The organism is Pseudoalteromonas sp. H71, from assembly GCF_001468485.1.
Classification (GTDB): Bacteria; Pseudomonadota; Gammaproteobacteria; order Enterobacterales; family Alteromonadaceae; genus Pseudoalteromonas.
Genome location: NZ_LODI01000013.1, coordinates 208773 through 230804, shown reverse-complemented (window position 1 = coordinate 230804; position 22032 = coordinate 208773). Strand labels below are relative to the sequence as shown.

Below are 22032 nucleotides of genomic sequence, written 5' to 3'. Positions count from 1 at the left end.
TACACACAACCTTAATTATAGCTTGTAGCTAAAGCCTAACAAGTAAGTACGACCGTAATCTTGGTAATCGCGAACTTGTAGCGCGTTATCGCCAGAAAGCGATGTAAACGGCTCTTCTGTTAAGTTTTGTACTTGGAACTGAATTGATAAACCCTCAAGACTTTCAACACCGGCTTCAGAGAAGTCATACCCAGCTTGTACATCCCAAATTGTTTCGCCGATAATATTCACTTGCTCTGTATTAAAGCCTAAACCGTATACATCACCTTTGAAGTCACTACGCTTACGCATGCTGGTACGCAATTGAATACCATGCATCTCGTAGTAAACCGTTAAACTTTGAATTTTATCTGAAAGACCCGGAAGTTCGTACTCATTGCCATTTCCATCTTCAATATCAGATTCAATACCTGTATGGCTTGCAATTAAACCAAAGCCTTCAAGTGACGGGTGGAAGATTTTAAATGGTAGCGCTAGTGATAACTCGTAACCGTATAGGTCACCGCCGCCGCCATTGACTTTACCACTACCTGTGCCCTCTGAAGTTGCAGGAATTTCTCCATTAGATGGATCTGCAACACCCGACATATCAATTGCGTAAGTACCGTCAAAAATCCACTGTGTTAAATCTTTATAAAAGAATGCAGCAGAGAAGTAACCTTCATCACTGAAGTAGTTTTCATAAGATAAATCGTAACCGGTTGCCTCTTTTGGCTCTAAATTAGGGTTACCACCCGATACAGACCAAAAGTTACCGTTTTCATCCGGTGTATCATTATATGATGCATTAACAGAGGCGTTCATTACATCGATGCGCGCCCGTGAGATTGTTTTAGCTGCGCCAAAACGTACTGTTTGTTGCTCATCAATCGCAAGTGATAAATTTAAGCTTGGTAAAACGTGAGAATAATCGTGACCAATATCTGTAGGTGAAGTAATGACTAAGCCAGTATTATTATCCACACCAAAAGCATTACCTTGAGACGATTGATCTGTATGAACGTAACGTACACCCACATTACCCGTTAATGGAAGACCATTTACTTCTGCATTGATATTAGCTTGTACAAATGCTGATGTGATTTCTTCTTTTACTGTCCATGATTTAGTAGCATGACTAGAGCTAGTTAAGCTTTCATCAAGTGTTTCATAGTAACCATCGTTAACTAAGCCATTTACATCGTAGGCAATCATGTCGCCCAGCCCAATAAAGTCTAAACCAACACTGCCTAAACGGTATTGCTCAGGCACACTAACCATACCTGGATTTTCAAGAGAAAAATCAGTCAAGGTTAAAAAGTAACCTTGCGAAAATTTAGACTTTTCACGTTCTTTATAACCTAAGCCAAATTCAATTGAGCTAAAATATTCGTTTTCTAATACTTTAGAGGCTGCTAGTTTAAGAGTTACAAGTTCATCTTCAATGGTAGGTGCGTTGATAAAGCCATCTTGCGCTTGGTTTTCATACTCAGTACCTGTTAATCCATATGCATCGTTTAGTGCAGAGCTTGCGCCCCACGAAAGCGGACCACCTAATTGGATTAAATCATAATCGCTGTAATCTAAGTCATGTGAAAAAGTAGCGCCAGTATTGCCGCCATTAAAGGCATAGCCTAGGTTATCTGCAACACCGCGAGAATCACCACGCCCTGTACCTGAGTAGCTTTCTATACTCCAAATTTTACGGTCAACTTGCGAGTAACTTGCGTCAAACTCTACTGACCAAGAATCGTCAATATCGTATTTAGTATTAAAACCAAATGCAGTTAATTCAGCATCACGCTCTTGGTAATCATTACGTACTACTACTCGTTGGCCTTGTGTTACAGCACTTGTTATAAATCCACTTTCTGCATCTACTGTAGCACTGCTTGCATCAATACTACCTTGCCCCCAAGCGAAAGGAACTTCAATACCGCGTAAAATTTGCTCATCTGTAAAATCTACATACAACGCATCAAACGTCATATTTAGTTTATCCGTAGGAGCCGCTTCTAATACAAGCATAGCTGAGTCACGCTCAAGCGTTGAAGAACGTACGTAAGGCTTAGCGCCACCTAAAATAGAATATGACTGACCATCTTCAGCAGTAAACTCTGGGTAGCCCCATGAGTTCCAGCGCTTTTCTTGGTTTGGTGAACTCATTGTGTTTAGAGCAAACGCAACACCAATCGTGTCATCTGCAAATTGGTCAATGTATGAGAATGTACCACGGTAACCTTGATCATCACCGTCTGGATTAAGTTTACCAAAACCAGTTTGCTCAAGTTGGCCGTTAAACATGATTACACGTTGGCCTTTACTCAAAGGTCGAACTGTTTGCATGTTAATAACACCCGCAATACCATCAGCATCTAAACTAGCACTGGGTGTTTTATATACGGTTACACCGCTCATTATTTCTGATGGGTAAAGGTCAAACTCTACGCCACGGTTATCGCTAATAGATACCTGTTCACGGCCGTTAAATGTAGTACCACTTTCGTTTTCACCAAAACCACGAATTGATACTCTGCTTGCGCGACCGTCTAAACGCTGCGCTGTTAAACCAGGTAAACGTGCAATAGATTCAGCAATTGATGAGTCAGGTAGTTTACCTATATCTTCTGCAGAGATAGATTCTACAACCTGTGTAGAAAAGCGTTTTGTGTTGATAGATTCAACAACACTGCCACGAAAACCTTTAACTTCGATAACTTCCACGTCATCATTGTTTAATTGTTTTTCTTCAGCTGCAGTTGCTGCAAAACTAGTGATGCCAGCAGCAGCTAACGCCAGAGTTAATATACTTGGTTTGAACATAGACATGATGTTTTCCCGTTACCCATATTGTGATACCCGCTCAATTGTTTAGTGATAGTAAACCGAGGCGAGCTTATTTTGTTGTCAGGATGGATATTAACGCTTGGTTTATTTTATTAACAAGTTTATGCATACGTATTCAAGCCTTATAAAACCATTATAAATTAACATAAACTTCACATAACACTTGGTAACACACTGTTTTAAATGGTATTTATTGGTGCAACCAATTCCATCCAAATATTACAATTATGCAAAATAGCCTAATGATTTTAACGTGCTTTAACAGCCTGTAATTATTAAGAAATAAATTTTAACCATGCACCATAAGCTAAATTTAATTAATAGATATGAATGTGAAATTGGTAAGACCATTACATACAATCACTATTATAGTGCAATCCAGTAAAAATATGCACTGGCGAGGTGCTATGCCATGTTTCTTTTTTATTAAACGCAATTGGTAAACAGGTTTAATTTAGTTATAACGCTTAATTGACACTAAATATCTATTTTTTGAAGTAACTCAAACATGCTTATTTTTGTGCATACGTATGCAGTCTTTTTACAGTATCTCGGCCTTCACGTATGCTTTTTGAAAATAACGTGATTCATCATAATCACATATAAGAATTTAAAAAACTGTTTGGAATGACGGAGAAAAGCATGGCCCAAAAGCAGTGGTATAAAGGTGCGGTTATTTATCAAGTTTACCCGCGTAGCTTTCAAGATAGCAACAACGACGGTATTGGTGATTTAAGAGGAATAATTAATCGTATTGATTATATTAAGAGCTTAGGTGTTGATGCAATTTGGATTTCGCCATTTTTTAAATCTCCTATGAAAGATTTTGGTTACGATATTAGTGACTACCGTGATATTGATCCTTTATTTGGCAATTTAAACGACTTCGACGAGCTTATTGAGCAAGCACACGACCGCGATATTAAAATTATTATCGATCAGGTTTTAAGCCACACGTCAGATCAACATCAATGGTTTTTAGACAGCCGTGAAAACCAAAATAACGATAAAGCCGATTGGTATGTGTGGGCTGACTCTAAAGAAGACGGCACAGCACCAAATAACTGGTTGTCAATTTTTGGCGGCGGTGCGTGGCAATGGGAACCACGCAGAGGGCAATACTACCTTCATAACTTTTTAACTGAACAACCCGATTTAAATTTTCATAACCCAGATGTTAGAAAAGCAGTGCTAGATAACGTTGAGTTTTGGCTTAAAAAAGGTGTTGATGGTTTTAGACTCGATGCCATTAACTTTTGTTATCATGATGCGCAGCTTCGTGATAACCCTGCTAAACCAAAAGAAAAACGCCAAGGCCGTGGTTTCAGTGAAGACAACCCTTACGCATTTCAATACCACTACTACAATAATACCCAACCTGAAAATATTGAGTTTATGCAAGATATTCGTGCGTTACTTAATAAATACCCTGGCACTGTATCACTAGGTGAAATTTCGTCAGAGGACTCTTTAGCCACGATGGCAGAGTACACACAAGGCGGTGATAAGCTGCATATGGGTTATAGCTTTGAACTTTTAACTAACGATTATTCAAGTGAGTATATAAGAACAACGGTGCAAACCCTTGAAAAAGGGATGACAGAAGGCTGGCCATGTTGGGCATTTAGTAATCACGATGTTGAACGTGTAGCAAGCCGTTGGAGCCAAAATGGCGAAATTAATTCACAGCAATGTAAAATGCTCACCGCCCTACTCGCATCTTTACGCGGTAGTGTGTGTATGTACCAGGGTGAAGAATTAGGCTTAGGCGAAGCAAGCGTAGCCTTTGAAGATCTGCAAGACCCTTATGGAATAACCTTTTGGCCTAACTTTAAAGGCCGTGATGGTTGTAGAACGCCTATGCCATGGGATAATGCAAGTTTACAACATGCAGGCTTTAGCGAAACTAAGCCATGGCTGCCAGTAGACGAGCAGCATAAGCAGCAATCAGTAAAACAGCAAACTCTTGATAGTAATTCTATTTTAAATGCTTATCGTGAGTTTATGGCATGGCGAAAAACAAAGCCCGTGTTACTTGAAGGTGATATTGAATTTATTAACACACATGAGCCTGTTCTTGCTTTTTACAGAACATTCGAAAATGAAAAGATGTTATGTGTTTTTAATTTAAGTGGCGCTGAAGCAGCCTTATCGCTGCCAACTGTTATCTCTACAGAGTTTGGTGAGCTTAGTCATCACAAAGGCCACATAGAGAACGAGCAATTACTATTAGCGCCGTATGCATGCTATTACGCAACGTGCTAATTGATACTAACCACTAATTAGTGAAAACAAAAAGCCCATGTAATGACATGGGCTTTTTTGTAGGTAAATTAATGATTGTGGGTTTTACTATTAAGGTAGTCAGTAAATGCAAACAACACGCCCGACATCACAAAAGTAACGTGGATTATTACTTTCCAGAGTAGCTCGTCGTTTGAATGTGCCTCTGAATTTATAAACACTTTTAAGAGTTCAACAGCTGATATTGCAACAATTGCGCTGATCAGCTTCATTTTAAGCCCTGAAAACCCTACTTTGCCCATCCAAGATGGCTTATCTTCGTGATTATCTATGCCCAGCTTAGATACAAAATTTTCGTATCCACTGAAAATAATAATCAACAAAAGGCCTGCGAGCAACGCTGTATCAACTAGCGTCAATATACCTACCAGTAAATCTTGGTTTGATGCTGTAAAAGTAGCAATCCCCATTAAATACAGTTGTTTAAAAAATTTAATCAATAACAAAATAACCGCAAACAAAAGGCCAACAAAAAAAGGCGCTAACAACCAACGGCCTTTAAAAATAAATGACTCCAATGCATGCTCTATTTTATTGGTTGATTGAATGCTTTTTTTAGGTGTATCGGGCGTGTTAGGTGTCATTTGTTATTCTATATATTAAAAATAGGCGACATTAACGTATTAATTAAGCTTATACAAATAATTATAAAAAAAACGGCCTATAAATAAACTTATCTTTACGATAAATATTTTTCGTTATCTTTTATTTAAAATTCGATTAAATTCAGCATACCAACAGAAGCGTTCTGCTTGGGCACCTTTGTTTTGTAGCGACAATAACCGTTATGAAACCATTTTTTTAGGAATAAACGAATGAAAAAAGCATTACTTGCATCATTAACAGCGTCACTATTTGCAGTATATGCAACATACTCAGTAGCAGACGACACACCAGTAGCTTCATCGCAAATGATAAAAGAGTACACTGAGATGTGCGTTAACTGGGCTAAAGACGACGATGTAATGAATGAAGACCTTTACGCATATGTTTTAAATTGTGTAAATGATGAGCTTGAATCTGAAGGCTATCAAAAAGTAACGTCTGTAAAGATTTAACGCTGACTCAAAACTGTAATTTAAGGTTAGCTATGCTTAGTTGATTGAACAGCCAAAAAGCCGTTGCGAACACAATTACTAAGCATAAAAAAACCGGAATAGACACAGGCTGTGCATTCCGGTTTTTGTAACGATAAAGTGTTACTACCTAGTTTTATTTACTCTTCATCTTTTTTTGCTTTTGCTTTAGGTTTTGCCTTAGCTGGGGCTTTTTTAGCAGCTGCTTTCTTTTTAGGTGCCGCTTTTTTCTTGGCTTCCTCTACCCATTTACCTGCTTCATAATGAGCAGTCCAACCAGTTGCTTTACCGTCAATTTCAGTCATAACATACTGCGCTTTGTTTTTACGGCTGTAGCGTACAACAGCAAGATTACCATCAGGGTCTTGAGCTGGCGCGTCAGCTAAATAGTAAAATTTAGGGGATATACGGTCTCTAAAACGTTTTAACTCTTCAACCTTAGGCGCTCGAGTTTCACGCGATTTAGGGAATGTATTTGCAGCTAAAAATATACCCGCAGCACCATCACGTAATACAAAATAAGCTTCCGATTTTTCACATTCTAATTCAGGAATATGAACTGGATCTTCTTTAGGCGGAGCAGCTTCACCATTTTTTAGTAACTTACGTGTATTTTTACACTCTTCGTTATTACAGCCAAAGTATTTACCAAAACGTCCAGATTTAAGTTCCATGTCTGAGCCACATTTATCACACTCAATAATTGGGCCGTCATAGCCTTTAATCTTAAACGTGCCTTGCTCAACAATATGCCCTTTACACGCTGGGTTGTTACCACATACATGTAACTTGCGGGTCTCATCAATTAAATACGAATCCATCGCTGTTTCACAAATAGGACAGCGCTTCATTTGCATTAATTTTTCTGTTTCTTCGTCTTCAACGTCAGCGGCTACCGCTTCATCGCCCGACACTAAATTCATAGTAGTTGTGCAACGTTCTTTAGGTGGTAGGTTATAACCCGTACACCCTAAAAACACTCCAGTTGAAGCAGTTCGAATACCCATTTTACGACTACATGTAGGGCATTCTATATCAGTTTCAACCATTTCATTAAGACGCATGCCACCTTGTTCTGGTTCGTCTTTTGCAATAGTTAATTGTGTTGAAAAGTCAGCGTAAAACTTATCAAGGACTTGCGTCCAAACACGTTCACCTTCAGCTATGTCATCTAAACGGCCTTCCATTTTTGCCGTGAAGTCGAAGTTCATTAAGTCGGTAAAATTTTCAACTAGACGGTCAGTAACAATCTCCCCCATTTTTTCAGCAAAGAAACGACGGTTTTCTACGCGTACATAGCCACGGTCTTGGATTGTAGAAATAATTGAGGCATATGTAGAAGGACGACCTATTCCTCGTTTTTCTAGCTCTTTAACTAAACTTGCTTCGCTAAAGCGCGCTGGCGGTTTAGTAAAGTGTTGCTTAGGATCAAGTTCGACAAGTGTCAATGTTTCGCCCATAGTAACAGCAGGAAGTGATTGATCTTCTTCGTTCTTTTTACGAACAGCAGGTTGTACTTTAGTCCAACCATCAAAACGAAGTACACGCCCTTTAGCTTTAAGTTGAAAATCATTAGCCGCAACAGTCAAGGTTGTTAAATCGTACTCTGCAGGCACCATTTGACACGCTACAAATTGACGCCATATTAACTCGTAAAGTTTTTTAGCATCGGCATCTACACCTTCTAGGTGTCCAGACAACACGGTAACGCTTGAAGGACGAATAGCTTCATGCGCTTCTTGGGCGTTTCCTTTTGAGCTGTAGTTAATTGGCTCTTTTGGTAAATACTTTGCACCAAATTGTTCTGTCACGTATTCACGACACATCTCAACCGCATCTTTAGATAAGTTAGTTGAATCGGTACGCATATAAGTAATATAACCACCTTCATACAATCGCTGAGCTAGCATCATGGTCTTTTTAACACCATAACCTAAACGTGTACTGGCGGCTTGTTGCATTGTTGATGTGATTAAAGGTGCACTTGGGCGACTTTTGCTTGGTTTTTCTTCAACGTTAACAACTTTGTATTCGGCATTCTCAAGGCTTTTTACTGCCTCTTTGATTTGTGCTTCGTTTACAGGCTTAAACGGCTTGTCTGCTTGTTTAGTGACTTCTAAACGTAATGCTGACTCAGTATTTGTAACATCTGCATGAATATCCCAAAACTCTTCTGGGATAAACGCTTTAATTTCACGCTCTCGTTCTACGAGTAATCGCACTGCAACTGACTGCACTCGCCCTGCCGATAATCCACGCGCTACTTTTGCCCATAAAAGCGGCGATACCATAAAGCCAACAACACGGTCTAAAAAACGACGTGTTTGCTGAGCAAATACCATGTCAGTATTTAGTTCACCCGGTGTTTCAAACGCTTGTTGGATGGCATTTTTAGTAATTTCGTTAAAAACAACGCGTTTATACTTTTCTGGCTCACCACCGATGATTTCTTGAAGGTGCCAAGCAATTGCTTCCCCTTCTCTATCCAAATCCGTTGCGAGGTATATTTGGTCTGCTTTTTCTGCCAGCTTTTGTAATTCTTGAACAACCTTTTCTTTACCCGGTAGGATTTCGTAATGAGGCTGCCAGCCTTTTTCAGGATCAATCCCCATACGTGCAACTAAGTTAGTGTAATCTCGTTGCTGTTTATACGCTGCTTTCTCATCCGGTGGCATTTTACGCACTTCTGCTGGCGTTTTAGTTGCCGGCACTTTTGCTTTGCTCGAACCTGAGGTAGGTAAGTCTCGTACATGCCCAATACTGGACTTTACGATAAAGTCATTACCTAAGTATTTATTAATTGTTTTAGCCTTAGCAGGTGACTCTACAATTACTAGCGATTTGCCCATAGTTGCCTATTTCTAACCAAATATTGAAAATGTGTTTACCGCATTAGCGGTGCGAATATTTATAGGTATATCTACAAACACTAGTTGTTACAAGCTTTTAATACAAACTTTTCAGTATTTACTGAATAAACGAACAATTTTTGTTGCTAATTTAGACAAACTGATGTTTTTAGAATAATTGCTGTGGAATATATAGAACACAATGAAAAATGCCAACCTAAAGGTTGGCATTTTTTTCAATAACTTAAACATCATCAAAAATAGTGATGCCTGTCGAAACGGTTTTACTAGCCCCTAATTGGTTTTCAAATTCAAACGTGATGGTTAAAACACCGCTTGTTTGGTCGTTACCGTCTGTCTCTCGTGAAATTAATACGTCCGAGTACATAGGCTTATCTGTATTGGTATTCGGTATTGTTTCACTATGACGAATGATAGAAAGATCGCCATTACTCGTCGTTAAAGATACCACTGTGTTTGCAGGTAATGGATTACCAAATTCATCTGTATAGTGAATACGCACAGCCATTGAAGTTAAACCTATGTCTACAGTGAGTGTTTCAGGGTCTGTTTCGTCAGGATCATTAGGATCGAAATCAGGATTAGCGATTTCGACATTATTAACCGATAAGTCGATAGCAGCAACATCACAACGCTGAGATACATCCGACTCCTCTAACTCTACAAATGTTCTGTTACCAGAGACTGAACTTGAACAATCAGCGGGCACAAATACTTCAAATGGCGCTGGTAATGCATCCGTTTTAACAACAGAGAAACGCACGTAGGGTTCATCACCTGACATAACTAGTTCAATGTTTTTACGAACCTCAACCAACTCGCGCGAACATTCACCGGCAGCATTTGCAGCTTCACTACATAATAAACCATTGTATAGGCCGTCAGCGGCATCGTAAATTCCGTCATTGTCTAAATCACGCCACGTTTCGTTATGACCACCACGCGAGTTTAACTCTGAACAAGCATCTGTTACTGGATCGTAATCATCGCCGCGAGCATCGCTACAATCCGCTTTATCAAAGCTATTGTTTTCATTGTGGTCAATAAAGGCTTCAGGTAAATCATAACTTGCGTAGTATTCACCTATATCGAATAAGCCATTCGTGCGTTTTACGCCATCAGTTGATTGTTCATCTACAAAGTTCTCTTGGCCTTTGGTAACTGCAAGCACACTTACGCGCCCGCCCATTACTACGCCGTTTTCGTCATTTTTAGCGCGTGTAATACCATTAATACACGGTGCAGCTGCACCAAAGTATGGGTCACAGTTAATTTGGCCTGTTTTAGGGTTAATACCTTCAGTTGTCGACGCATTGCCATCAATTTCACCGATTCTGTTACCCCATTTGTAATCTTCGAATGGGCGGTCGCCTTGTGAGCGCCACGTGACGACACAAGTAGCGTCATTTGTTTTACATGTCTCTTCGTTACTTGACGAACCAACTACGCCAGCCTCTGAAAGAACCGTTGCCTCTACACCATCGCCGTTATAATTATTAAACTGATCACCAAAAAATACAGTTAAATCAGTAATAATACCGTTGTAGTAAAGTGAATTAGTATTAAATGTAGTTGGGCTTAAATCAAAGCTGTTTTGATCAGTCACACCTGAAGCAAGCGTAAGCTGCGCAGATACAGAACTAATTTGTTCAGAAAGTGGGATTAAATTTAATGTACCTTCAGGGCAAATTTCATTGCCAGGATCAGTTTGACACAATTCAAAGTCATCAACCCAACACGTTAAATCATCACCTTCGGGCAGTGCTTTAACATCGTCTTTAGATACATAACACGCTTTAACAACTAAAGGCCCCGGCACAATACCTGAGGTTACAGTCGTTTGTACTAGCCCTTCATTATCGGTATTGCCACTGGTAAGCGTTAAGTTTGCAGCGCCCACTGAATCAGTTAATTTAAAATCTATTCGTTGCTGAGAAGACGCTATATTATCAGCATCAAGTAATTTAAACGTAACGATTGATTGCGTTGGTAAACCACCTTCGCCTGGTGGTAATGCTATAAATGTCTCGCTTACATCTACAAATTGAATAGATTGTACTGCAGAGCTTTCTACTGGAATAACCGTTGATTCAGTAAAGTTTTGACCGCCTGTTTCAACAGTAATTGTTACATCATCGTCAATGTTACAACCTGTTGCTCTGTAAGTTGCTGTAGCAATACCATTTGACGATTTTACGCTGTCATCAATTACAGACTCACCGGCAACTGCACAGGTAGAGCTAAATTCAACGTCAGTAGCCGTTAAATATAAGTTTCCGTTTTCGTCTGTAAGCGTTACTTCAATGACAGTACTACCACCTGCTTTAAGTGGTATTACACTCCCGTCATCATTGGTATTCAATCCGTTATCAACGCTAAGCGTTAAGTTTGCAATACCTACTGCAAAATTTAAAGATGCACTTTCATCTAGAGCCGTTGCCGTAACAGTTCCTGCCCCACCGGTATTACCTGGCTGAAGTTTTAATAGTGCAATACCAAAGTTATCAGTTAAAGCAGTACCCGAAGAAGGTAGAATCGTACCTAAATTAGTTTCAATATTTACAAGCGCGTTTTTACTGCCTTCGCCACTTTGCTCGTTAGTGACCTCGACAAATAATTCACCCAATTCAGAAGATGAAATGCTGTTGGTTACAGTACAACCAGACGCTACAGATAACGGATCTAATTTAACATTGCTGCGGTTATCATCCCAATCCGCATTACAACCTGTAAGTAGTTTTATGGAAACTGAAAATTGCGCTTCATCTTGCGCAGCCCCATCACCCGATGAGTAAAAAACAGCTGTATTACTTACGTTTGTACCACTTGCTGGAGAATAACTAGCTACAACTTGGCCTGCACCTGTTGCTACACCACTACCTAATGTGACGCGTGCTTCACCCGAGTCATCTGTGATTGCAGTGCCAAGCTCAGGCGTTATAACACCTGTAAAATTAGTGCCAAAAGAAATAAGCTTATCTGCAACTGCTACACCATCTGATTTTAACGTTGCAACAACAACACCGGTGTTATCTGCCGTGACTGGGTTTGTACTGGTGAATTTTTCACCATTTTGGTCAACAATTTTGACTTCTAATGTTGTTGAACCACTCACGCCAGTGTCGTCACCTTGACCACCCGTTGACTGAAATGCAAATGTGGCTGTATATGTTTCATCATCGCCATTATATGTGGCAGTAACTTCACCAGCACCCGCCTCTGAGCCTGCACTTAATTCGATTGTTGCTATACCATCATTTTGCGTCAGCGCTGAATCAGGGTTTAAACCCCCAATATCATCGGCCAACGTGAACGTGATGCGTTTGCCAGCAACAACAGCGCCATCATTGTCTTTTAGGGTTGCACGTAAATCTAACGAAGCTGTATTTGTGACAGTATTTGATTGCGTTGCGTCTGCTTGAGAGAACCCTTGAAGCGTTAATGTATAGGTTGTTGTATCTGTGTCTGTATCAGTGCCACCAACTGTACCGCTTTTTTCAATTGATCCACCGCCACCACAGGCTGTGAGTAATAAACTGAGCAATGAAATGCCAAGTAGTCGCATTAAAGGCATGAACCTCTCCCTAGCGTTGTTATTATTAACAATATGTTGTTTACCTCATATTAACCTATAACTTAGTCTAAAATCACAGTTTTTTATTACTTTTTTGTACAAAAATATTTCGTGTAAATACTAATTTTTTCTGTAGTAAATAATTTCTTACTGGTAGTCTATGGCAAATTTATAAAAAGTAGATTCGGTGTATGTCAAAAATCGGTACGTTAAGTTTAACTACTCGCATCATGATTGGTATGGTGCTCGGTGTTACAGTTGGTTTTATATTTCAAGCAATCTTAGCTGGTCAAGACGATTATCTAATCCCTCTTGGGTTATTCTCTTTGCCAATTAAAGCATTTTTTGTTGACGGTATTTTTCATGTCGGCGGTCAAATATTTATTGCTAGCCTTAAAATGCTCGTTGTTCCTCTTGTTTTTGTGTCGTTGGTATGTGGAACCTGCAGCTTAAGCGACCCAAAAAAATTAGGCCGTTTAGGTGGTAAATCAATTGGGCTGTATTTGATTACAACAGCGATAGCCATAACCGTGGCTATGACTCTTGCCTTATTATTTAACCCAGGTGAAGGCATTGGCTTGCCATCTCAGGCAAGTTACGATGCAAAAGAAGCCCCAACCCTTGCGCGCGTTATTATTGATATGTTTCCTACTAATCCTTTTGAAGCGATGGCAAAAGGTAACATGTTGCAAGTAATTGTGTTTGCATTGCTATTTGGTATTGCTATGGCTTTAAGTGGCTCAGCAGGTAAACGTGTTGCAGCTGTTTTTGAAGATTTGAACACCGTTATCTTAAAGTTAGTAACGTTACTAATGAACATTGCCCCTTACGGTGTTTTCTTTTTAATGGCCAAACTATTTACTACCATTGAACTTAATTTGATTGTAAGTTTAGCTAAATACTTTGGTGTTGTTGTATTAGCGCTATTGTTTCATGCCTTTGTAAACTACACCTTGTTATTAAAACTCCTTACCGGCTTAAACCCTGCTACTTTCTTAGCAAAAATGAAACACACGTGTTTATTTGCCTTTAGTACATCAAGCTCTAGTGCAACCATGCCAATAACACTTGAAACAGCAACTAAAAAGTTAGGTGCCAGTAATTCTGTAGCTTCATTTACTATTCCGCTAGGTGCAACCATTAATATGGACGGCACTGCAATCATGCAGGGTGTGGCTACGGTATTTATTGCACAAGTTTTTGCCGTTGATTTAACGGTGTCTGATTACTTAATGGTAATTTTAACAGCCACACTTGCGTCCGTCGGTACGGCAGGTGTACCTGGGGTTGGTTTAATAATGCTTGCGATGGTGCTTAATCAAGTGGGCTTGCCGGTAGAGGGCATTGCCATAATTATTGGCGTAGATAGACTGTTAGATATGACTCGCACCGCTGTCAATGTTACAGGCGATTGTATGGTTACCTGTGCGGTTGCTAAAAGCGAAGGTGAGTTAGATGAAACTATATTTAACGACCCTAATGCCGCAAAAGATTTAGAAGATTACCATAAGTCAATTGACTAATTGCCATGCATTTTATGGTGTAAATAAACCCTGATAATTATCAGGGTTTTTTATGCTTAACATTTTTGTAAGAACATCTACGGGTTTAGCGATTTAAACTTAGATATTAAGTTTACCCCTATTTTATTTACGCCACTACTTAGCCCAAGCGCAAATTTATCGCTTAGTCCTTTTTTTACTTTGTACTTAACATTATAAATTTGACGTTCGTATTGCTGTTCAAGTAATGCATCGTCACTTGTTTTAATAACGTCAACTAGGCCTTTGTCTATTGCTTGTGTTGCAAACCAATGCTCACCCGTTGCAACTTGGTCTATATCTAAACTCGGACGCTGTGAACTAACAAAGGTTTTAAATAAATCATGCGTTTGTTCTATTTCATCACGAAATTTTTCGCGTGCTTTGTCTGTGTTCTCACCAAAAAGGGTTAAAGTTCGTTTAAACTCACCTGCAGTAATTTGTTCAAACTCAACATCATTTTTTTTCAAAATTTTATTAAAATTTGGAATTTGCGCTATTACGCCAATAGACCCAACTATAGCAAAAGGTGCTGCTAGTATTTCATCAGCAACACAAGCCATCATGTAACCACCACTTGCTGCTACTTTATCAATAGACACACTCAGCGGTATTCCTGCTGATTTAATGCGCTGCAATTGCGATGCAGCAAGCCCATAACCATGTACTACTCCGCCGCCACTTTCCAAGCGAATTAGGACTTTATCTTTTTTAGGATCTGAAATTGAAATGATTGCTGTAATTTCTTCTCTTAAACTTTCAACTTCATGAGCATCCATACTCCCAATAAAATCAATAACATAAAGACGAGGTTTTGCACCTTCTTTATCTGACTTTTTGTCGAGCGCTTTACGCTCTTTATCGTGCACTTTAAGTTCTTTTTTACTTAATGTATTTTGTAAAAAATTTTCTTTAAGCTCACTCAGCTGAGCCGATACATCATCAATTTGTATTTCACCCTTTTTTGCTTTTGGCTTTACAGCAGCGCCAACAAGCATCATTAAAATAAGTCCTACCGCGATAACAAAGGTAACTGTTTTGGCAAAAAACAAACCGTATTCGTATAAAAATTCCAACTGATTTCTCCGATTTTAAATTTACGCTAATTTATCATGCTTTTAAGCAAAAAAAAGCCACTTTAAAGTGGCTTTGTATTAGATATGTTTTAGAGCGTATGTTTAGTCAGTAACAACATCACTGTTTGTTACTAATAACGTACGACCGCGAGTAGCTAAATAAACAGCAACTTGCATTTGCATTTCAGCATTTGCAGCAGCACTACCCTCTGCAGTAGATGACTGTGCAGCATCTTGTGCAGGTGTCAAAATAGAACCATGATGACCCTTAGAAAATTTAACTAAGTAGCTAGATGGTGTTTCTGTCATTGCCTGCGTCGTGCTTACTGTTTCTAATCCCATAAAATTAGCAAGTGGAATTGTACCAGAAATAGGATTGTTAGCAGCCATTGGTGGAATAACTTGATCCGGCTTGTTTTCACCGCCGTCACCCACTACCACATTAGTATAAACAGGTGTACCCAACGCTTGTACCGCTGCTGCGTAATTAGTTGGGTCACCACTGTCTAATGCTGTTTGAGAAGCAAACGCAAACTGCGTAAACACGCCTTGAATGTTAGTAAGCTTGGCTGTTTCACCTGCCGTTGTAATAGACGCAATGTATTCGTTATAACCACACGTTAAGTATGCTTCCATATCGGGTAGTGTAGCGCCACAGTTAGAAACTGCATCACCTTGCAAGAAGGCATTAAACTCATCAGCTTCAGTTGTACCAGCTTGAGAAAGTACAGAGCCTTGAATAAACGGGCCAAATGCTGCTGATTCTAATAAGAAGCTAGCAATACCACCACCGCCACTTGCAAGAGCCACTGTGTTTACATTAAATAATGGGTCAACAGTCGGCGCTAATGGATTGTTAGCCTGTGCAATAAACGCAGGAGCAACAATAGAGCCTAGTGAATGTCCAATGTAAGTAACATCTTGGCTGTTAATAGTTGCATCTTGCAAAAAGTTTAAACCTAAACGTAAACCTAATAAATCTGCAGCAGATTGGCGCAAACTATCACGTGCAACTAATAAAGAACTTAAATTCATGTAACTAAGTACTGAACCGGTTGTTGCATTAAAGTCGTCGTTACCATCACCGTCAACATCTACACCTCGTTCACCATGGCGAGGATGATCAATTGCAACCGTTGCAAAACCTTGAATAGAAAGCTGAGCAGTTAATGCAAGCATACTTTCTTTGTTGGTTGTAATACCATGTTGCATCATAACAACAGGCCAACCACCTTCAGGCATTTCAATTGCAGGTAACTGTAGCTGCGCGCGCACACCGTTAATAATTGGTAAAATTGGCTTAGTCATTTGTACTGGCACGTTAGCCATGCTTTGTACTTTAGGAATTGAGTTATATTTTGTTAAATGACGTGTACTATCGATACCTAAATCACGTAACTGTCCGCCACTCAGTGCCGAACATAACCCATCGTTTTCACTGATAGGATCAGTTGGAAATGCATCACCTGCAACTGCTTTGTAACCCTGAAGAGCTACAGCGTTATCACACATACCTTGCCAATATGTGTCGTTTAAATCGCTAATATCTGTGCCTGTTGGCGTACCAAGGTACATAGGTAACATAATGCTACCTTTTTGATATTGAACGCCTGAAAACGCAGCCGATACCGTTACACCCTGAGATGCAAACACTTGTTGCACATTAACCATTGGTTGTTCAGGAACTTGAAGTGCAGGTGTAGGCAAAGCGTCGTTCTGTAAACTTGCAGCCAATAGATTTTTTATTGTGCCAAGTACCGGACCCGCTGACTGAATTGTCATTGCGCCGGAGAAAATAATATCTTCTTTTGAAATATCACCAGAGCTTACAACTACATTCTCGTAACTATTTACAGCACCTTGCAATGCCAGTTGAGATTCGGTAATTAATGGCGCTTCTTGTTTCACTAAACCATAAGTAGACGACGGTGCAATAGAGCGACCCATTGAATCTTTAAGACCCGTAGTTAGAACGTTAATGTACGAACTACCTGCCTTAAAAGGCTTAAGAGGAATAATCGCAACGGCATTTCCAGAAGCTTGAGTAACAAAATCAACACCAAATGTTAATTCACCTACTAGCTTACAAGCAGCGCCTGCTGGAGCAACAGAACATTCTGCATCTGTTAAGCTTGCACCCATTATTACTTCAAAAATTCTTACGCTGCCTGGTGTTCCAGCTGACGCTTCGTCAAGTGATACAGTGGGTGGAAATGTCAAATCAACTTTATAAGGAACCTGAGACGACCAGCCGTCAAGTGCACCTAGCGCAAGCTGAGGGTCAGCATAAGCTGCTCTTGGGATAGATACATTATCGTCATCTAGCTCACCCGGGATGTTTAAAGTACCATCTTGGGTGCCGCTCATTAATAAATCGTTGGGAACAGAAATTACACCGTTGGCGGGGTCAAAGCTAACCGTGGCCATGGGTACTACTGTAGCGGTTTCATTCTTAACATCTTCTAACGTTTCTCCGCCGCCACAACCTGCTAAAGCAGCAGTGACAGAGAGTGAAAGTAGCATTTTCTTCATATTGGTGACTCCGAACATATTTTATTTTTATAGTGTGTTTAATCAGTGTATCAAGTTAAAACAATGTAATCAGATTATTAATGAGACATTAGACCAGTTAAACTTAACGTAAAGTTTCTTTTTTCGCCACCTAATTTTTCAATAAATTCGATTACTTGTCGATTTGCTATGTTAAAATCAAAAAAAATCTATCAATTGGTACTTTTATGCACACTTATCAAGCAGCTGAAAATGCATTAAACGATAAAGTTATTTTAATCACCGGCGCGGGCGATGGTATTGGCCGAGTAGCGGCTATTACTTATGCCAAACATGGTGCTACAGTCATTTTATTAGGTAAAACAACAAATAAACTTGAATGCGTATACGATGAAATTGTGAATGCCGGGTATCCTAAACCTGCAATTGTACCAATGGACTTAAAGGGCGCGACAAAACAAAATTATCGTGATCTTGCTGCGACTATTGAAAATCAGTTTGGCCGTTTAGACGGGCTTCTAAATAATGCAGGCATACTTGGCTCTCTTGGGCCACTAGAGCATTTTTGTTCATCTACGTTTGAGAACATCATGAAAGTTAATGTGACAGCTCAAGCAATGATCACCAAAGCATTATTCCCCGTAATGCGTAAATCAGACTACGCGTCTATTGTTTTCACCTCATCAGGTGTTGGTCGAAAAGGGCGTGAGTTTTGGGGGCCCTATGCCATCTCTAAGTTTGCAGTTGAAGGTATGATGCAAACGTGGGCTTGTGAAGTAGGTAAAACAAACATTCGCGTAAACTGTATTAATCCAGGCGCCACACGTACATCAATGCGCGCATCGGCATACCCGGGTGAAGATAGAGATAAGTTGGCAACGCCTGAAAGCATAATGCCTACTTACTTATATTTAATGAGTGATGATTCAACTGCAGTCAATGGCAAGTCATTAGATGCACAAATAAAAAAGTAACAGGTATTAATTTTTAATAGCCTAAATAAAAAAAGCCGCAACAATGCGGCTTTTTTATGAACGTTAAAATGTTACTTACGTTTAGTCGACTTAACACGTTGATTGTGCTTTTTAACTGCTTTTCTAATTTGATTAATTTTAGCGCGTTTGTCTTTACGTTTCTCTGGCATAACTGAAAGTTTAGTTTGCGTTTCACGACCTAACTTGACCGTTTTACGTAAATAGTTAACGGTATCTAAGTCGTATTCAACCCAACCACCTTGTGGAACGCGCTTGTCGAGCTCTAACTTACCGTAACGAATACGGATAAGACGCGACACTTCAACATCTTGAGATTGCCACAAACGACGAACTTCGCGGTTACGCCCTTCATTTAACGTTACATTAAACCAACGGTTAATTCCTTCACCACCTAGTGGTTTAATATTCGTAAACTTTGCAGGACCATCTTCAAGTTCTACGCCGCGCATCAAGTTTTTAAGTGTTTCGTTTGTTACTTCACCAAACACACGCGAAGAATACTCACGCTCAACTTCATAACTTGGGTGCATTAAACGATTTGCTAATTCACCATCATTAGTAAACAACATTAAACCAGATGTATTTACATCGAGTCGGCCTACAGCTATCCAACGATCGCCATCAATACGAGGTAGTCTGTCAAATACAGTACGACGACCTTCAGGGTCTTTGCGTGTACTCAATTCTCCCTCTGGTTTGTTGTACATTATCACACGACAAATTCTGTCTGCTTTCTCTTCAATTTTTACGGTATGACCGTCTACTCGAATTAAATCGGTTTCTTCAACGCGGTCACCGAGTTTAGCGACTTTGCCGTTAACACTAACACGATTTGCGTCAATGTATTTTTCCATTTCACGGCGCGAGCCTACACCAGCTCTGGCTAGGACTTTTTGTAACTTTTCACCTTGTACATTCATTCGGATGGTTCTCTCACAGAAGGATCACTTAATAACTGGTCTATTTTACTTTCTTGTTGCGCAGGTAACGCAGGTAAGTTTTCTAAACCCGTTAATGAAAAATAATCTAAAAATTGTTTAGTTGTGGCGTATAAAGCGGGTTTACCCGGTACCTCTTTATGCCCTACTACTTTAACCCACTCTCTTTCGAGTAAGGTTTTAATTATATTCGAACCCGTTGTTACCCCTCTTACTTGCTCAATTTCGCCACGTGTAATGGGTTGACGATAGGCAATAAGTGATAGTGTTTCCAATAAAGCACGTGAGTATTTAGGCGCTCGTTCTTGCCAAAGGTTACTCAACCAAGGACTTAAACTGCTACACGCTTGAAATCGATAACCACTGCCCACTTCAACAAGGCGGATACCACGGGTTTGAAAATGTGTTTGTATCGTTTCTATGGCATGGTTTATTCGTGACATAGAAATTGCAATATCCATTAAAACAGTGTCTTTAATATGGCGTTTACTTATGGGTTTGTCTGCAACAAAAATTGCAGCTTCAATGATTTCAACTAACTGCTCATCACTAATTCGCCGCCCAGCCATATACACTCTTAATAAATAAAAATACACAGCCATCTATTATGACAGAATAAGCACTAACTAGGAAAATATATCTAGTAATTTTATTAGGTCTATTATCTTTACGAATGAAGATGGGTTTAAATTAGGGGTTGATTAATTCGGCGCAAAGTTTTTAACTTTGTGGGCTCGATAACGGCTCCTGTGTTGTAGCCAATTTATAGGGAATAACCACACTAAGTAGACTCTATTTTGCCTAAATACCAAACAGATTGCTGTAATTTCAACCTGGAAAGATAAGCGCTTACTGAGCTTTACCCATAAAAAAAGCCAGTTACTATAACTGGCTTGCTGTTTTAAAACTAAATCACAGTTAGCTGTGTTTAATTACTTTTAATGCATCATCTTCAGCTACGGCTTTACCATATTTCTTTATGTAACCCGTAAACTCGTTTTTACTAATTCGTTTATCTTTGTTTTTGTCCATGTAACCAAAGTGGTTAGAAATATCGTCGTCGTTACCTTCAACAACTGATATGTAACCATTACTGTCGTTATCTAAACTTGCAAAGCTACTTTCAATTTTATCAAATTTAGCAATATTTGCTTTAAAAGCTGATTCGCTCACATCACTGTCAGTAGCAACTTTACCAGTATTTAATTGCATGTAGGCATTGAATTCTTTACGACTAATTTCTTCATCCATATTAGTGTCGATATTAGAAAAATGCCCCCAAATATTATCATCGTCAGCTTCAACTTTTGAAATAAAACCATCACTATCGTTGTCTAGACTTGCAAAGTCGCTATCTATTTTATCAAGACCTTGATTAGACGCACAGGCCGCTAAACTTAATGTTGCTAGGATAGTTGTTGCTAATGTTAACTTTTTCATAAGACGTGTCCTTCGTTGTTAGTAAATGTCACAATAACTAATACAAGTCTAATGCCAAAATGAAATAAATATAAATTTCAATAACTTGCAAGTTGGCCGTATGTTTTTCATTCTATTTCAATACGTTAGCCTTGAAACCTTTTCAATCAACCTTGTAAATTTTGCAAAAAAAAGCCCAGCTTTAAAAGCTGGGCTCTCGTTAATTCTTGTTGTACTAATTAAATTGCAGCATTTTGGTAACGCTTAACAAAATCAGTAACTTTTTGACCATTACATTTTAGCGAGTTTAAGTTACCGATTTTTTGGCGTACTGGCGCTAAACCTTGCTTTAGTGCAGTCATACATAGTTGAGTTTCTTGTTGAGCGTCTTTAGCAAACACTTCTACTTTGTTTTCAATTATGTTGTTTGTTGAATCTTTTTTTGCAATATCGCGAATATCTTGACCGTTACACATAATGCTTTGTGAAAAGCGCGATAAGTAAACGTTGTGCTTAGCTGCTAATTTACGTGCCGCAGAAAAACCTTCGTTTGCGCTTAATACACACAATTTAGACTCAATTGAGTTGTCTTGACTAAAGTAAGTGTTACTTTGAGCTGAAACAGAAGAAGATACTAATAATGTTGCCGCTAAAAATAATTGTGCTTTCATGAGAGATCCTATGTGAACGAGTTTGCCAATGAATTTGCGCGCATTATATAGCCAATATTGTGCAGATCAATTGAATTTTTTATTTATTTTATAAATTAATACAACATTAACAATGTTTAAACTTTCACCAGCATTTGATCAACATTTGCGCAGCTATTTTGTCATTTCAGACATGTTATATAAGCTAAATTACTGATACAATTTACCATTAAAATAAGCACTAATTTAAAG

The 22032-nt window shown here is 39.1% G+C and carries 14 protein-coding genes; 4 read left to right on the top strand and 10 right to left on the bottom strand.

Annotated features, from left to right (window positions below; translation table 11 throughout):
* Positions 1-15 precede the first annotated feature (15 nt).
* Complete coding sequence (locus ATS71_RS08575) at positions 16-2808, bottom strand: TonB-dependent receptor (protein ID WP_058404449.1); 2793 nt, start codon at positions 2806-2808, stop codon at positions 16-18.
* 660 nt (positions 2809-3468) lie between these two features.
* Here ATS71_RS08575 and ATS71_RS08570 point away from each other — a divergent pair.
* Entirely contained in the window at positions 3469-5091 is a 1623-nt protein-coding gene (locus tag ATS71_RS08570; RefSeq protein ID WP_058404448.1) for an alpha-glucosidase family protein, read from the top strand.
* Positions 5092-5159: 68 nt separating this feature from the next.
* Here the strand turns inward: ATS71_RS08570 and ATS71_RS08565 are convergent, their stop codons facing one another.
* On the bottom strand, positions 5160-5714 hold the full coding sequence (locus ATS71_RS08565; protein WP_058404447.1) for a TIGR00645 family protein: 555 nt from the start codon (positions 5712-5714) through the stop codon (positions 5160-5162).
* 231 nt (positions 5715-5945) lie between these two features.
* Between ATS71_RS08565 and ATS71_RS08560 the strand changes: the two genes are divergently transcribed.
* Positions 5946-6188 carry a hypothetical protein gene (locus ATS71_RS08560; RefSeq protein ID WP_058404446.1) on the top strand — a complete coding sequence of 81 codons (243 nt, stop codon included), beginning with the start codon at positions 5946-5948 and terminating at the stop codon, positions 6186-6188.
* Between the two features lie 158 nt (positions 6189-6346).
* Here ATS71_RS08560 and topA read toward each other — a convergent pair whose 3' ends face one another.
* Positions 6347-9055 carry a type I DNA topoisomerase gene (gene topA / locus ATS71_RS08555; protein WP_058404445.1) on the bottom strand — a complete coding sequence of 903 codons (2709 nt, stop codon included), beginning with the start codon at positions 9053-9055 and terminating at the stop codon, positions 6347-6349.
* A gap of 244 nt (positions 9056-9299) precedes the next feature.
* Positions 9300-12650, bottom strand: coding sequence for an invasin domain 3-containing protein (locus ATS71_RS08550; protein ID WP_058404444.1), 3351 nt, complete (start codon positions 12648-12650; stop codon positions 9300-9302).
* Between the two features lie 191 nt (positions 12651-12841).
* Between ATS71_RS08550 and ATS71_RS08545 the strand changes: the two genes are divergently transcribed.
* On the top strand, positions 12842-14173 hold the full coding sequence (locus ATS71_RS08545; RefSeq protein ID WP_010557477.1) for a dicarboxylate/amino acid:cation symporter: 1332 nt from the start codon (positions 12842-12844) through the stop codon (positions 14171-14173).
* Between the two features lie 77 nt (positions 14174-14250).
* Here ATS71_RS08545 and sohB read toward each other — a convergent pair whose 3' ends face one another.
* Together sohB and ATS71_RS08535 are read right to left on the bottom strand one after the other, a co-directional pair.
* On the bottom strand, positions 14251-15267 hold the full coding sequence (gene sohB / locus ATS71_RS08540; protein ID WP_058404443.1) for a protease SohB: 1017 nt from the start codon (positions 15265-15267) through the stop codon (positions 14251-14253).
* A gap of 102 nt (positions 15268-15369) precedes the next feature.
* Entirely contained in the window at positions 15370-17799 is a 2430-nt protein-coding gene (locus tag ATS71_RS08535; RefSeq protein ID WP_058404442.1) for a VolA/Pla-1 family phospholipase, read from the bottom strand.
* Between the two features lie 206 nt (positions 17800-18005).
* On the opposite strand from ATS71_RS08535, the gene ATS71_RS08530 reads away from it, so the two are divergent.
* Positions 18006-18752, top strand: a complete 747-nt coding sequence (locus ATS71_RS08530; RefSeq protein WP_058404441.1) for a YciK family oxidoreductase — start codon at positions 18006-18008, stop codon at positions 18750-18752.
* Between the two features lie 71 nt (positions 18753-18823).
* On the opposite strand, the gene rluB is transcribed toward ATS71_RS08530, so the two are convergent.
* The 4 genes from rluB to ATS71_RS08510 form a co-directional block, all read right to left on the bottom strand.
* A complete protein-coding gene (gene rluB / locus ATS71_RS08525; protein ID WP_058404440.1) occupies positions 18824-19693 on the bottom strand; it encodes a 23S rRNA pseudouridine(2605) synthase RluB in 870 nt (289 codons plus the stop codon).
* Positions 19690-20280 carry an SMC-Scp complex subunit ScpB gene (gene scpB, locus ATS71_RS08520; protein ID WP_058404439.1) on the bottom strand — a complete coding sequence of 197 codons (591 nt, stop codon included), beginning with the start codon at positions 20278-20280 and terminating at the stop codon, positions 19690-19692. Before scpB ends, rluB begins: the two co-directional genes overlap by 4 nt.
* Positions 20281-20629: 349 nt before the next feature.
* Positions 20630-21151, bottom strand: coding sequence for an EF-hand domain-containing protein (locus ATS71_RS08515; protein WP_058404438.1), 522 nt, complete (start codon positions 21149-21151; stop codon positions 20630-20632).
* A gap of 218 nt (positions 21152-21369) precedes the next feature.
* Positions 21370-21801, bottom strand: a complete 432-nt coding sequence (locus ATS71_RS08510) for a hypothetical protein (RefSeq protein ID WP_058404437.1) — start codon at positions 21799-21801, stop codon at positions 21370-21372.
* Between the last annotated feature and the right edge of the window lie 231 nt (positions 21802-22032).

Bases quoted from the DNA above. Each gene is read 5' to 3' on its own strand.
- ATS71_RS08565 (WP_058404447.1), bottom strand. From the start codon at position 5,714: ATGACACCTAACACGCCCGATACACCTAAAAAAAGCATTCAATCAACC.
- scpB (WP_058404439.1), bottom strand. From the start codon at position 20,280: ATGGCTGGGCGGCGAATTAGTGATGAGCAGTTAGTTGAAATCATTGAA.
- ATS71_RS08550 (WP_058404444.1), bottom strand. From the start codon at position 12,650: ATGCCTTTAATGCGACTACTTGGCATTTCATTGCTCAGTTTATTACTC.
- topA (WP_058404445.1), bottom strand. From the start codon at position 9,055: ATGGGCAAATCGCTAGTAATTGTAGAGTCACCTGCTAAGGCTAAAACA.
- ATS71_RS08545 (WP_010557477.1), top strand. From the start codon at position 12,842: ATGTCAAAAATCGGTACGTTAAGTTTAACTACTCGCATCATGATTGGT.
- ATS71_RS08560 (WP_058404446.1), top strand. From the start codon at position 5,946: ATGAAAAAAGCATTACTTGCATCATTAACAGCGTCACTATTTGCAGTA.
- ATS71_RS08510 (WP_058404437.1), bottom strand. From the start codon at position 21,801: ATGAAAGCACAATTATTTTTAGCGGCAACATTATTAGTATCTTCTTCT.
- ATS71_RS08530 (WP_058404441.1), top strand. From the start codon at position 18,006: ATGCACACTTATCAAGCAGCTGAAAATGCATTAAACGATAAAGTTATT.
- ATS71_RS08575 (WP_058404449.1), bottom strand. From the start codon at position 2,808: ATGTCTATGTTCAAACCAAGTATATTAACTCTGGCGTTAGCTGCTGCT.
- rluB (WP_058404440.1), bottom strand. From the start codon at position 19,693: ATGAATGTACAAGGTGAAAAGTTACAAAAAGTCCTAGCCAGAGCTGGT.
- ATS71_RS08515 (WP_058404438.1), bottom strand. From the start codon at position 21,151: ATGAAAAAGTTAACATTAGCAACAACTATCCTAGCAACATTAAGTTTA.
- ATS71_RS08535 (WP_058404442.1), bottom strand. From the start codon at position 17,799: ATGAAGAAAATGCTACTTTCACTCTCTGTCACTGCTGCTTTAGCAGGT.
- ATS71_RS08570 (WP_058404448.1), top strand. From the start codon at position 3,469: ATGGCCCAAAAGCAGTGGTATAAAGGTGCGGTTATTTATCAAGTTTAC.